We start from the raw sequence: 12,276 nt of genomic DNA, 5'->3' as shown, positions 1-12,276 counted from the left end.
GGGCCGCCGTCTCAGATCACTTCCAGCTGCCCTCGATGCCGTTCAGCACGGTGGCGGTGTCCTTGCCGTTGATCCACTCGACCATGCCCTTCCAGAACGTGCCCGCGCCGACCGCGGCCGGCATCAGGTCCGAGCCGTCGAACCGGAAGACGGTCTTCTCGTCCTGGAGGAGCTGCACGGAGAGCTTGTCGACCGGGTTCGGCACGTTGGCCAGGTCGAGCTTCTTGTTCGCCGACACCCAGTCGCCGATCTTGGCCCGGCTGTTGGCGAACTCCCCGGAGGCCAGGTAGGTCTGCACCGCCTGGACCTCGGGACGGTCGGCGAAGGCCCCGACGAACTCGCCACCACCCAGCACCGGCTTGCCCTGCGCCGGGTCGATGGCCGGGAAGTAGAAGGCGAACACGTCGCCGTCCTCGGCCACCTTGGTGCCTTGCGGCCACTGGTTGGCGTAGAAGGATGCCTGGCGGTGCAGCGCGCACTTGCCGGTGGTGATCGGGATGCCGGCCTCCTGGAAGGAGGTGGTGGCGATGCTCTTCACTCCGCCGAAGCCGCCGTTGACGTACTTGTCGTTCTTGAGGATGGTGCCGGCCCGGTTGAGCGCGTCGGCGACCTTCGGGTCGTTGAACGGGATGCCGTGGGTGGTCCACTGGTCGTAGGCCTCGGGGCCCGCCGTGCGCAGCAGCACGTCCTCGATCCAGTCGGTGGCCGGCCAGCCGGTGGCGTCACCGGACTCGATGCCGGCGCACCACGGCTTGGTGCCGCTGGCCGCGATGGTGTCGCTGAGCTTGATCAGCTCGTCCCAGGTGGTGGGGACGGTCCAGCCCTTGTCCTTGAACATCTTCGGCGAGTACCAGACGTAGGACTTGACGTTCGAACCCAGCGGCGCGCCGTAGAGCTGGCCGTTGAGGGTGCCGTACTTCAGCCAGTCGGGGGAGTAGTTGGCCTCGGCCTCGGTCTTGGTCTCGGCACCGACCGGCTTGAGCTTGCCGGCGTCGACGAACCGCTTGAGCAGACCGGGCTGGGGGATGAAGGCCAGGTCGGGAGCGTTGCCGCCGTCGACGCGCACACCGAGCTGCGCCTCGAACTCGGCCGAGCCCTCGTGGTCGATGTCGATGCCGGTGCATTCCTCGAACTGCTTCCAGGACTCGTCGAGGCGATCGGCCTCGATGTCCCGGATGGACGAGTAGATGGTGACCTTCTTGCCGTCGTTGTCGCCGTACTTCTCGTATGCCGCGCACTCCGCCGAGCCCGCGTTGCTGCTCTTCTTGTCGTTGCCGGTGCCGCAGGCGGTGACGCCGAGCGCCAGGCCCAGCACGCCGGCGATCGCGAGAGTCTGGCGTGATCTGGCAAAGGCCATGCCGTTCTCCTTCCTTGCCGGCGCTCGGGGGAGTCGTGCGCGCGCCGGTCCGATGTCGTCTCCACATGTAAGCGCTTGCATCGGCATTGGTCCACCCCTGAACGGACACGGCCCGGTAACAATCCGGCAACCCGCCTACCAGCCATGGTCACGCTCCCATGCTTGTGTGCCCCCGGTGTGACCCGGCGGGGCGGCATAGCGGGAGTGCGCCGAACCACCGAGGGCGGGAACCTGGTGGTCCCGCCCTCTTGTGCGCGTACCGGTCGTCAGGTGTTCAGCGGCGCGCGGGCCGGATGACCGCCGGGGTGCTCCGGGTCATCCGTACGAGGTGACGTTTTCCCGGGCGTCGCCAGCAACCCCGGGATGCCAAAACGCCGGGGTCGTCGTTGCCGGGGCTCCTGTCTGGGAGGACGGAGGCCCGGTTCCGACGACCCCGGCGGGTCCGGTGTGGATGACCGACGTCAATTGAAGATGCTGACGCCACCTGGGCCGACCAGCAGGCCGACCACGATGAGGACGATGCCCCACAGGATCTGCCGGCGGAACAGCGCGAGAATGCCGGAGACCACGAGTACGACTGCGAGAATCCAGAGGATCAGGTCAATCATGGCTGTCAAGTACCCCTGATGGTGATTTCGGAAACCTCACGCTGAGTCGACGTGCTCGCGATCACCCAGGTGGAACACGCTGTAGGCCTGCTTGATCACCGGGTGGGCGACGTTACGCACCCGCACCCCGCCCGGCGTGGTGCCGCGTTCGGTGCCGTGGTGGGCGTGCCCGTGCAGGGCCAGCGCGGTCGGCGCGGAGTCGATCGCCTGGCCGAGCTGGTAGCAGCCGAGGAACGGGTAGATCTCCAGGGGCTCACCGGCGAGGGTCTCCGGTACGGGGGAGTAGTGAGTGAGCGCGACCAGCAGGTCGCAGTCCAACCCGCGTAACGCCCGGCCGAGCGCGTCCGCGCTCTCGGTGGTCGTCCGGACGAACGCCTTCATCTCCGGCTCGCCGAAGTCGCTGGCGCACCGGCCGGCGAAACCGCCCCCGAAGCCCTTCACCCCGGCCACGCCGAGCCGGCCGCCCGGGAACTCCAGCACGGTGCCGGTCCCCTCCAACACCGTGATCCCCGCGTCCTGCAGCACCTTCACCACCTGCGGCACCTGGTCGCACTGGTGGTCGTGGTTGCCGAGCACGGTGATCACCGGTACCCCGAGATCACCGAACTCGCGGGCCACGCAACGCGCCTCGGCCTCGGTGCCGTGCCGGGTGAGGTCGCCGGCGAGCAGCAGCACGTCGGCGCAGTCCGGCAGTTCCTCCAGGGCCGGCCGGAACCGGCCGACCACGTCCTCGTCCAGATGGACGTCGCCGACGGCGGCGATCCGGATCATTCTCGGGTCCTCCTCACGGCAACTCCTCCACCTGGCTCGGCGCCTGCGTGCGGATCACCCCGATGTCGCTGGTGACCGGCACGTCGGGGAAGCGTTCGGAAACCCGGCGCAGGATCTCCTCCCGTCGGTGCGGGCTCTCCACCTCGCCGGAGAGGACCAGGCCGCGCTCCCGGTGGGCCACGGTGATGCCCTGCTCGGCGACGTCGGGATCCTCGACGAGCATCCGGTGGATCTCCGCCTCGACGTATTCGTCCGGTGGGCCGGTGCCCTGCTCGGTCACGGTGTCTCCTTCCCTTCGGGCGTCCTGGCGTACGGCACCGGAGTGCCGGCGTACGGGACGACGTCCAGCCGGTCCAGCAGCACCAGGAACGCCTCCGCGTACGGCGAGTGCTGGGTCTCCTTCCGTACCCGTTCCCAGTCGATCTGTTCCCGCAACGAGCGGGCCAGCGGCAGGCCCCGGGCGAAGTCGCAGTAGTGCTGGGAGAAGCTGAGCAGCTTGTGCACCATCAGTCGGGTGGCGGAGAGCACCGGCATGTGGATGGCGTCGACCGGGCGGACCACGGTGTCGGCGAAGGTCTCGTCGGTCACCGGGGTCTCGACGGGCCGGTGTATCAGGTCCACCATCCGGCCTTCGTCGTAGACCTTGACCAGCCAGTCCTCCGGCGGACGCTCGGCGGTGAAGCCCTCCGCGATGAGCGTCTCCAACGCCCGTTCGACGTCCTCCTCGCGGATCAGGAAGTCGACGTCGTGCTCGCTGGAGTGCCCGCCGTGCGCGTACACGGCGAAGCTGCCGCCCAGCGCGAAGGGGATCTCGTTCTGCTTGAGCACGGCGGCGACCCGTTTGAGGGTGTGCAACAGACTCTCGTCCCCGCGCTCGGCCATCTGGTTCTCCCGTCGATCGTGGTGAAGGCGGACAGGTGGTCGGAAATGACATCGCGTACCCGGAAGGGCGCCCGCCCACACCTGCACGGCGCGGGCGGGGCGGGCAGCGAGGAACGGACCGGGACGAAACGCCGGGGAGGAAGCGCGGGTCGGATAGCCTGTGCAGGGTGGCGAGATCACCGCGGGCGACCGGCGACAGGGCCCGACTGCGCCGGGTCGCCCTGATCGGCATCGACGGTTCGGGCAAGACCACCCAGGCGCACCGGCTCGCCGAGGCGCTCACCGCGGCGGGCCGTCCCGCCACCTACCACCGCAACGCCGGCGGCCGGCGCTGGCTCGGCCGGCTGGCCAACCGGCTCGGCCGCCCCGACGCCCAGCGCCTGCTCGGGCGCAACGGGGTGCTGGCGGTGGAGTCCGCGCTGCGCTGGCTCGCCATCGCCGCCGCCCTGCTCGGCAGCCTGGTGACCGGTCGGGTGGCGGTGATGGACCGCTACGCCGTCTGCCAGTACGCCAGCATCCGGGCCCACGACGGGCGGCGCTGGGAGCAGCTGGCCCGAGCCGGCTACCGGGTCTTCCCCCCGCCCCAGGTCACCTTCCTGCTCACCGTCGACCCGGCGGAGGCGTACCGACGGATCGAGTGCCGGGGCACCGACCACGAGACCATGGAGTGGCTGACCGCCGCCGACGCGGCGTACCGGACGTTGCCCGAGTTTCCGGGCTTCGTGCTGGTGGACGCCGCCGGTACGCCCGAGGAGGTGGCCCGCCGGATCCAGGCGCACCTGGCGCAGTGGTTGCCGTCGCAGGCGCCCGCGCCCACCGTGCCGTCACCCGTCCTGCCCGCACCCACCGCGCCGTCGAACACCGGGCCGTCGGTCGACGCCGCGGCGGCCGGTCCCGACCGACCGTTGACCGGCCACACGGCCCGGCCGGTCGTGGTTCAGGCCCGGCCGTAGACCGGGAGGGCCGCACCGCTGGTCGGTGCGGACTCGTCGGAGGCGAGGAAGCGCACCACCGGGGCGATCTCGGCCGGGGTGACCCAGCGGCGGTGGTCGGCTCCCGGCTGGGCGGCCCGGTTCGCCGGCGTGTCGATGACGCTCGGCAGCACCGTGTTGCAGCGCACTCCCGCGCTGCGGTACTCGACCGCGACCGCGTTGGCGAAGGCGAGCACCGCCGCCTTCGCGGTCGCGTACCCGGCGACACCGGGGAAGGGGGCGACCGCGGCCCGGGCGGACACGCAGACCACCGCGCCGCCGCCGGCCGCCATCAGGTACGGCAGCGCCGCCTGGGTGACCAGATAGGTGGGGCGCAGGTTGACCGCCAGCATCCGCTCGAACTCCTCGATCGGGGTCTCGTGCACCTTGCCGCCGCTGGCGTACCCGCCGACGAGGTTGACCACGGCGCGCAGCGGCGCGGCCGGGTCGCCGGCGGCCTCCTCGACCGCCCGGGCCACCGCGACCGGGTCCATCAGGTCGGCGGTCGGGCGCACCACGCCGGCCGGCGGGCCCGCCGAGGGCCGGCTCTCCCGCTGCGGTACGACCACCCGCCAGCCCGCCTGCGCGAAAGCGGCGGTCACCGCTCCGCCGAGCCCGCCCGTTCCTCCGGTGACCAGCACACTGCGTTCCGACATGGGCGATACGGTAGCGCTGGTCGTTCCGGCGCGATGATTGACGCCGGCCCATCGACGACAGTAATTTCCGGCTGTGGCGAAGAGTGCGGGGATTCCCGCGAGCCCCGGGCCCGGCGGGTTGGTCGTCCACATCAACGGGCTGCTTCCCGCGCTGCCCCCCGCCGAGCAGCGGGTGGCCCGGCTCGTCGTGGCGGATCCGGCCGGTGCCGCCCGCCGGACCATCACCGACCTCGCGATCGCCGCCGAGGCATCCGAAGCCACCGTCATCCGGTTCTGCCGGTCGGTGGGCGTGCCCGGCTACCCGCAGCTACGGATCCGGCTCGCGGCCGAGGCCCCCCGCCGGATCGCACCGCCGGGCGCCCGGGTGGCCAGCGGAGACATCCCACCCGGGGCCGACCTGGCGCAGATCATCGAAACTGTCGCGTTCCACGACGCCCGCAGCGTGGAGCAGACCGCCGAGCAGCTCGACCCGGTGCGCTGCGCCCGGGTGGTGGACGCCCTCGTCGCGGCCGGTCGCATCGACGTCCACGGAGCTGGGGCGAGCGGCCTCGTCGCCGCCGACCTGCAGCAGAAGCTGCACCGTATCGGCCGCACCGCGTTCCACTTTACGGACGGGCACACCGCGCTGGCCTCCGCGGCGCTGCTGGGCCGGGGCGACGTCGCCATCGGCATCTCGCACACCGGCGCCACCTCATCCGTCGTCGAGGTGCTGGCCAGGGCCAGGGCCAGCGGCGCGGGCACCGTCGCGCTGACCACCTTCCCCCGTTCGCCGATCACCGAGGTGGCGGACTTCGTGCTCACCACCGTGACCCGCGAGACCAGCTACCGCTCGGGCCCGACAGCCAGCCGACTCGCCCAGCTCACCGTGGCCGACGTGCTCTTCGTGGGGGTGGCGGCCCGCAGCGGGATCCGCCCCTGATCCCGCTGCGGCCGGGTGAGACGCGGAACACATCGGGTGCGGGACGTCCGACGACCCACGGATTGTTGTCCATGCCGTGGGGTAATCCACCGGGCGTGGATGAACCGACCGGTCCGCGGGCGCGTAATTGGCAGTGACCAGGATCGCAGCCGGACGGTGACGAGGGTCGCTGCGTCCCCGGTGTCGCAATGGTGCGATACCGGAGGGTGAAGGCACCTCGCCTGAGCCGCCGACCTGTTCGTGGTGCCGTACCAGCCGATCACGAACGAGGTGCTGACAGCAAACGTGGACCGAGCTTTCAGCTGATACTCAGGCATTCGTGACACTTTCGACTCACGACCTGGAATCCCCGACACGTCTCATCTGTTGTGTAGGTGTCAGCACCGACGGGCACATCGGAGGTCGCGGGGAAGGGCTGATGGACGTGGGGATGGCAAGGAACCGGGCAACCGGCGCGAGCGAGGGGACCGTGGGCAACGTGGACAAGAATATCGGCATGCGCACCGACGAGGTCGCCGAGGAGCGGGACCTGGTCGGCGTCTACCTTCACGAGATCTCCCGGACGCCGCTGCTGGACGCCGCCAAGGAGGTCGATCTCTCCAAGGCCATCGAGGCCGGCCTCTACGCCGAGCACCTGCTCGGTGAGGACCGCGTCCCCGCCGGCGTCGACCGGGAGGAGCTCGAGCGCCTCGTCGTCGAGGGCGAGCGGGCCAAGGACCTGTTCATCCGGGCCAACCTGCGGCTGGTCGTCTCCATCGCCCGCCGTTACGTGCGCTCCGGGATGCCCATGCTGGACCTGATCCAGGAGGGCAACACGGGTCTGGTCCGCGCCGTCGAAAAGTTCGACTACGAGCGCGGCTACAAGTTCTCCACCTACGCCACCTGGTGGATCCGGCAGGCCATCAGCCGGGCGATCGCCCAGCAGGAGCGGACGGTGCGACTGCCCGTGCACCTGGTGGAGGACGTCAACCGGATGCGCAACGTGGCCCGGCAGCTCACCCGGGAGCTTGGCGGCGACCCGGAGCCGGAGCAGATCGCGGCGGCGCTCGGGGTCACCGTCGAGCGGGTCAACGAGCTGGTCCGCTGGTCGCAGGACACCGTCTCGCTGGACACCCCGGTGGGCGACGACGGCGACACCAACCTCGGTGACCTGGTCGCCGACAGTGACGCCCCGTCGCCGGAGGAGATCGTTCTCACCGGCCTGGAGCGGCAGCGCATCGAGGGTCTGCTCAACCACCTCGACGACCGGTCCGCCGGCATCATGCGGGCCCGGTACGGCCTGGAGGACGGGCGGGAGCACTCGCTGACGGAGGTCGCGTCGCGCTTCTCGCTCTCCCGGGAGCGGATCCGCCAGTTGGAGATCCAGGCGCTCGGTCGGCTCCGCGAACTGGCCCGCGCCGAAGGGCTCCAGGCAGCCTGACCGGCGGCGACAGTAGCGGCGAACGGCCGGCGTCCGACTCGGACGCCGGCCGTTCGCCGTACGCGCGTCGGGCTACCGGACCCGACCGTAGCCCTGGATGGACATGATGTTCATGTCCCGTTTGAGCACGTTGCGCCCCGCGCTGGGCGCGTCGATGATCTTCCCACCGCCGACGTAGAGGGCCACGTGCCCGAGGCCGCTGTAGAAGACGAGGTCGCCGGGGCGCAGATCGCCGCGGCCGATGTGTGCCACCTTCCCCCACTGCATCCGGGTGTTGTGCGGCAGCGACTTGCCGGCCGCTCGCCAGGCGGCGGAGGTCAGCCCCGAACAGTCGTAACCGTTGGGGCCGTCGGCGCCCCACGCGTACGGCTTGCCGATCGCCCCGTACGCGTACCGCACGGCCGCCCCGGCGTTGCCGGGGACCGTCGGCGCGGGTTCGGCGGACCGGTCCGGTCGGGTCGGCGGCGCCTCGGTCTCCCGCCCGTACGCCGTGCGGCGCATCTCGTACAGCTTCGCCAGGTCGCGCTCGATCTTCTTCCTGGTGTTTCCCATGGCGCGCGCCTGCGCGGCCTCCCGGGCCAGCGTGGCGTCGAGCCGGGACTTCTCGTCCAGCAACCGGCGCTGGTTGTCCGTGAAGCCGCTGATCCGCTCCTGGCGGTCCCGGGTGAGCTGGTCGATCGTGCTCAGCCGGTCCATCAGGGTTGCCGGGCCCCCCGGCTCCAGCAGCGCGCGGGCGGTCCGCAGCCCGCCGGTCTTGTACGCGCTCGCGGCCATCGTGCCGACCTCGGCCCGGCTCTGCGCGGTCTGCGCCTCCAGCGGGCCGATCTGGGCCTGCAACCGGGCCGCGGTCGCCTTGTTCGCCTTGATCTCCTCATTGAGCTTGTTGTACGACTCGACGATCTGTTCCAACTCCGTCGAGGACTTCTCGATCCGTGCGGTCAGCTCGGCGACGGAGGGCTCGGCCCGAGCCACCGTCGACGGGGCGATCAGCGCGGCCGTGAGGCCGGCGACCGTGAGCGTTCGCACCAGCATCCGTAAGGACGGCAAGAGCGGAAGGCTCCTCTCCGAAAGTCCCCGGAGGATGCTGACCTCTCCGGCGACACCGGCCCGGGGCCATCCGGGCGGATGGCGGTGGACCTGGCCGGCCCGCCCAACCTAACCCGTGACGGGGGTCGTCGGGAGGGTAAGACGGGGCGAAAGTTGGCAAAGATGCAGGTACTGCTCTGTGGTGCGAGGGTGTCGCAGGCGACCGACGGCCCGTGAACTGGTCCCTTTAGAGCGGAAAATCCGGTTCGTCGTTCCGGGCGGATGCCGTTGGTCGGCCCGGCGTGCTGTCCGACAAAACCGAAACGGGCGGCAATTCCCCACCGGGCGGTCGCCCGGCGGCCCGCTTCCGCCCGGGCGGGGCTGGCCCGGGCGGCACAGAATGGAGCCCTGAGGCCGGGAATCCCGTCGTGCGCCGGTGGCGATGGTGGGAGTACCGGCATCGCCGGCCGGGGGGAGTACGCCGTGCAGGCACACCGTTCCGCCACCCGCCCGCCGCGGGACCCCCGCCGGGCGACGCTGCTCTACGCCCGTTCGGGCATCGTGGTCACCACCGAACGGTTCAACGTTGGCCGGAACACGTTCCTGGTCGGCGAACTCACCCACCTGCGTACCGGCCGGGGACCGCACGACCGGCTGGCAGTCCGCGTCGTCGCGGTCACCGCCGCCACCATCGCCGCCGTCGGGGTCCTGCTCGGCTTCACCGGAGGGCTGCACCGGCTCACCGCCGGGGCGTACCTGGCGCTGGGGGTGGTCTGGATGCTGCCGGTGCTGCTGGCGTACGCGGGGGACCGCTGGCGGCCCCCCGCGTACGAACTGTGGGGGCACAGCCGGGGCGTCGAGGTGCTGCTGTTCAGCAGCGACGACACCGAGCAGTTCGAGCAGGTCGTGGCGGCCCTGCGCCAGGCGCGGCGGGAACACCGGTACGCCGACGCCGAGCAGCCCCCGACCACCGGGTGCTGGCGTCCGGACCGCTGACCGGCGAGGTGGTCAGGCGGTGGGCAGCGGCTCGGGTGCCGGCTGCGGGCGTGCGGCGAGCCCCCGGGTGACCTTCCGCTCGGCCACGAACGACACGAACGGCACCGTGCCGGCGAGCATCACCAGCAGCATCCGGCGCAACGGCCAGTTGACCCGACGGCCCAGGTCGAAGGTGGCGGCCAGGTAGAGCATGTAGAGCCAGCCGTGTGCGGTGCCGACGACCGCGACCACGATCGGCTCGTCGAATCCGTACTTCAGCGGCATGCCGATCAGCACCAGCACGACCAGCGCCACGCCCACGATCCAGGCGATCACGCGGTACCGGGTAAGGGCTGCGCCCACCGTCGTCCGTCCTTCCACGCCGGCGTTCAGCCGGGATAGTCACCGGGCCGCGCGCCCGGATTGGCGTTCAACCAGGTCAGGTAGCGGTTGTAGGCGGCCAGGTCGGCGTCCTCCGGTACCTCGACCGTCGACACCCGGGACACCCGCACCGGACGGCGTACCGGCGAGACGGACGTGCCGTCACCGACCATGACCGGGCCGGTCGGACCGGTGACCGGCTCCGCGCCGGTCTCCCGGCCGCGCAGCGCGTGCCGCACCTCCCGCCACCAGACGAAGACCACGAAGCCGGCGAAGATCGGCCACTCCACCGCATACGCCCAACTGAGCGTGTTGCCCGAGGCGGCGCGGCTGATCTGCCACCACCCCAACGCCAGAAACCCGACCACCAGCACGACCATGGCCACGTGGCGGGCGATCCACGCCGGTGTCCAGAGCCGCTTCATGGCATCGAGGGTACCGGGACGGCCGGCGCTCTCCGACGCGGTGTCGTAGCCGGGTTTGGTCACAGGTGGTGTGGGCATCCGTCTAGGTGCCAGCCAAGACGAGCCCAGGGGGGCGACATGACCGAATCAGTACGCCAGGCCGGCGACGTCAGCCCGGAGCAGCGGATGACCGAGTGGGACGGCGACCACGCCGTCACGGTTGTCGACGAGGAGCCGCCCGGCATCGACCCGGGAGAACTGGACGACGAGGACCTGTTCCGCGAGCTGCACAGCCTGCACCGCACCCGGCTGGACACCCTGCGCCACGCGTCGGACTCCGCGCTCGCCACCCACCTACGGCGAACCGCCGAACTGGAGACCGAGTACCTGGCCCGTAACCCCGGGCGCGAGGTCGACCCGAGCCGGTTGCGGGACGGTTCCTGACGATGCGCGCCGAACAGGGGATGTCCGCCCCACCCGAGGTGGTGTTCAGCACGGCGACCGACCCGGACCGGGCGTCGGCGTGGCTGCCCGAACCGTTGCGGTCCGGAGCCGGGGGACGCCCGCAGACCAGCACCGATCCGCTACGGGCGCGGTGGAGCAACGACGCCGCGCCCGGGTGGTCGGCGGAGATCCAGGTGGAGCCCGCCGACGCCGGCGGTTCCCGGGTCCGGCTCGACCTGACCGGGGACGGGCCCGACGACCTGGCCGACGAGGCCCTGGCCAACCTCGCCGGCGAGGTGGCCGAAAACCTGACCGCCGGTTGAGCGGACCCGACAAGGACGAGGAGGCCGGCGTGGCCGGGATGGGCGTGAAGCAGAGGGTGGCGCGGCTGCGCCAGGCGTACGCGCCGCAGGAGAACAGGCCGCTGGACGCGTACCTGAAGGCGATGGGCAGTTACGCGGCCGTGACCGCGTCCCTGGCCGCGCTGGTCAAGGCGACCGGCCGGCCGGTACCGGAGCGCCCGGCCACCGCCGACGTGGTGTTGCTCGGCATCGCCACCCACAAGTTGAGCCGGCTGCTCACCAAGGACGCCGTCACCAGTCCGCTTCGGGCCCCGTTCACCCGCTACGACCACCCCATCGGCAGCGGCGAGGTGATGGAACAGGTCCGCGACTCCGGCAGCCCCACCCGCCACGCCATCGGTGAGCTGCTGAGCTGCCCGTTCTGCCTGGCGGTGTGGATCGCCACCGGCCTGACCGGCGGACTGGTGTTGGCGCCCCGGCTGACCCGCCTCGTCGCCACCGCGCTGACCGCGGTGGCCGCGTCGGACTTCCTCCAGCTCGGGTACGCGGTGGCGCAGCAGGCCGCCGAGGGCGGCCACGACGAGAAGTGACCCCGACACGACGGAAGGGGCTGGCGTGTGCCGGCCCCTTCCGTCGTATCCCGCAGCTGCCCCGTCCCCGTCGTCAGGTGGGGGTGGTGCCGTGGTCGTGGCCGGCCCAGCCGCGCGAGGCCTCCGGTTCCCGTTCGTCCTCGTCGGTGCCGGTGATGACCTCGCGGTCCACGGCGGTGCGGTCGTGCTCGTTGGCGAAGTCCGGGTCGGGGAGGGTGTCGGTGCCCTCCGGTGGCTGGCCGAGCGCCGGTTGCCTCTCGCGGCGCGCCTCGTCGGACATCTGGGTCTCCTTCCGGGGTGTCAGATGACCGAGCCGCCGAGCAGGTCGGCGACCTCGTCCACCGCGTACTCGCCCTGCGGCAGCGTGGCGATCCGGGTGAGCAGCCGCGCGGGGAGTTCCGCCGCGACGGCGCGGCGGTAGATGGCCGCCTGGCTGATTCGTTCCTGGCCGTGGTAGAGGTCCTCGAGCAGCTCGTCGATGCGCCGGGTGTCGGGCTCGTCGGCGACCGCGTCGGTCACGGGCGCGTCGGTCACGGGAACGTCTTCGGTCACGCCGGCCCACCTACCCGC

General features: G+C 71.4%; 18 protein-coding genes. 7 read left to right on the top strand and 11 right to left on the bottom strand.

Annotated features, from left to right (window positions below; all coding sequences use genetic code 11):
- Positions 1–16 precede the first annotated feature (16 nt).
- The 5 genes from E1182_RS24520 to E1182_RS24505 all read right to left on the bottom strand — a co-directional run bounded on the left by E1182_RS24520 (position 17) and on the right by E1182_RS24505 (position 3,699).
- Positions 17–1,357, bottom strand: a complete 1,341-nt coding sequence (locus E1182_RS24520) for an ABC transporter substrate-binding protein (protein WP_132269421.1) — start codon at positions 1,355–1,357, stop codon at positions 17–19.
- A 461-nt stretch (positions 1,358–1,818) separates the two neighbouring features.
- Positions 1,819–1,962, bottom strand: a complete 144-nt coding sequence (locus E1182_RS31280) for a GPGG-motif small membrane protein (RefSeq protein WP_243706399.1) — start codon at positions 1,960–1,962, stop codon at positions 1,819–1,821.
- Positions 1,963–2,001: 39 nt separating this feature from the next.
- Entirely contained in the window at positions 2,002–2,736 is a 735-nt protein-coding gene (locus E1182_RS24515; RefSeq protein WP_132269419.1) for a metallophosphoesterase, read from the bottom strand.
- A gap of 13 nt (positions 2,737–2,749) precedes the next feature.
- Positions 2,750–2,959: a hypothetical protein gene (locus E1182_RS24510; protein WP_243706398.1), complete on the bottom strand. Its 210-nt coding sequence runs from the start codon at positions 2,957–2,959 to the stop codon at positions 2,750–2,752.
- Positions 2,960–3,012: 53 nt separating this feature from the next.
- A complete protein-coding gene (locus E1182_RS24505; protein ID WP_256370858.1) occupies positions 3,013–3,699 on the bottom strand; it encodes a nucleotidyltransferase in 687 nt (228 codons plus the stop codon).
- Between the two features lie 86 nt (positions 3,700–3,785).
- Between E1182_RS24505 and E1182_RS24500 the strand changes: the two genes are divergently transcribed.
- On the top strand, positions 3,786–4,571 hold the full coding sequence (locus E1182_RS24500) for a thymidylate kinase (protein ID WP_371687602.1): 786 nt from the start codon (positions 3,786–3,788) through the stop codon (positions 4,569–4,571).
- Here E1182_RS24500 and E1182_RS24495 read toward each other — a convergent pair.
- On the bottom strand, positions 4,556–5,245 hold the full coding sequence (locus E1182_RS24495; protein ID WP_132269413.1) for an SDR family NAD(P)-dependent oxidoreductase: 690 nt from the start codon (positions 5,243–5,245) through the stop codon (positions 4,556–4,558). The two genes, E1182_RS24500 and E1182_RS24495, sit on opposite strands and share 16 nt — an antisense overlap.
- A 73-nt stretch (positions 5,246–5,318) precedes the next feature.
- On the opposite strand from E1182_RS24495, the gene E1182_RS24490 reads away from it, so the two are divergent.
- Both E1182_RS24490 and E1182_RS24485 read left to right on the top strand, forming a co-directional pair.
- Positions 5,319–6,164 (top strand): MurR/RpiR family transcriptional regulator, encoded by an 846-nt coding sequence (locus E1182_RS24490; protein ID WP_132269410.1) that lies wholly within the window; start codon positions 5,319–5,321, stop codon positions 6,162–6,164.
- Between the two features lie 430 nt (positions 6,165–6,594).
- A complete protein-coding gene (locus E1182_RS24485) occupies positions 6,595–7,584 on the top strand; it encodes an RNA polymerase sigma factor RpoD/SigA (protein ID WP_207921500.1) in 990 nt (329 codons plus the stop codon).
- A 72-nt stretch (positions 7,585–7,656) separates the two neighbouring features.
- Here E1182_RS24485 and E1182_RS24480 read toward each other — a convergent pair whose 3' ends face one another.
- On the bottom strand, positions 7,657–8,631 hold the full coding sequence (locus E1182_RS24480; protein WP_132269407.1) for a C40 family peptidase: 975 nt from the start codon (positions 8,629–8,631) through the stop codon (positions 7,657–7,659).
- Positions 8,632–9,093: 462 nt separating this feature from the next.
- Here E1182_RS24480 and E1182_RS24475 point away from each other — a divergent pair, with 462 nt between their 5' ends.
- Positions 9,094–9,606, top strand: coding sequence for a DUF6232 family protein (locus E1182_RS24475; protein ID WP_132269404.1), 513 nt, complete (start codon positions 9,094–9,096; stop codon positions 9,604–9,606).
- 12 nt (positions 9,607–9,618) lie between these two features.
- On the opposite strand, the gene E1182_RS24470 is transcribed toward E1182_RS24475, so the two are convergent.
- Both E1182_RS24470 and E1182_RS24465 read right to left on the bottom strand, forming a co-directional pair.
- A complete protein-coding gene (locus tag E1182_RS24470) occupies positions 9,619–9,948 on the bottom strand; it encodes a DUF3817 domain-containing protein (protein WP_132269402.1) in 330 nt (109 codons plus the stop codon).
- A gap of 26 nt (positions 9,949–9,974) precedes the next feature.
- Positions 9,975–10,391, bottom strand: a complete 417-nt coding sequence (locus E1182_RS24465) for a hypothetical protein (protein ID WP_207921498.1) — start codon at positions 10,389–10,391, stop codon at positions 9,975–9,977.
- Positions 10,392–10,508: 117 nt separating this feature from the next.
- Here E1182_RS24465 and E1182_RS24460 point away from each other — a divergent pair, with 117 nt between their 5' ends.
- The 3 genes from E1182_RS24460 to E1182_RS24450 are packed head-to-tail and all read left to right on the top strand — an operon-like array spanning position 10,509 to position 11,706.
- Positions 10,509–10,814, top strand: coding sequence for a DUF6158 family protein (locus E1182_RS24460; RefSeq protein ID WP_132269398.1), 306 nt, complete (start codon positions 10,509–10,511; stop codon positions 10,812–10,814).
- A 2-nt stretch (positions 10,815–10,816) separates the two neighbouring features.
- Positions 10,817–11,137: a hypothetical protein gene (locus tag E1182_RS24455; protein ID WP_132269396.1), complete on the top strand. Its 321-nt coding sequence runs from the start codon at positions 10,817–10,819 to the stop codon at positions 11,135–11,137.
- Positions 11,138–11,175: 38 nt separating this feature from the next.
- Positions 11,176–11,706 carry a DUF1360 domain-containing protein gene (locus tag E1182_RS24450; RefSeq protein WP_132269423.1) on the top strand — a complete coding sequence of 177 codons (531 nt, stop codon included), beginning with the start codon at positions 11,176–11,178 and terminating at the stop codon, positions 11,704–11,706.
- Positions 11,707–11,779: 73 nt separating this feature from the next.
- Here the strand turns inward: E1182_RS24450 and E1182_RS24445 are convergent, their stop codons facing one another.
- Positions 11,780–11,986: a hypothetical protein gene (locus E1182_RS24445; RefSeq protein ID WP_132269394.1), complete on the bottom strand. Its 207-nt coding sequence runs from the start codon at positions 11,984–11,986 to the stop codon at positions 11,780–11,782.
- Between the two features lie 20 nt (positions 11,987–12,006).
- Positions 12,007–12,258, bottom strand: coding sequence for a hypothetical protein (locus tag E1182_RS24440; RefSeq protein WP_132269392.1), 252 nt, complete (start codon positions 12,256–12,258; stop codon positions 12,007–12,009).
- Positions 12,259–12,276: the final 18 nt, after the last annotated feature.

Source organism: Micromonospora sp. KC721 (assembly GCF_004348355.1).
In the GTDB taxonomy this organism is placed as follows: domain Bacteria; phylum Actinomycetota; class Actinomycetes; order Mycobacteriales; family Micromonosporaceae; genus Micromonospora.
The sequence above is the reverse complement of the archived record's forward strand: the minus strand, read 5'-3'. Positions and strand labels throughout refer to the sequence as shown.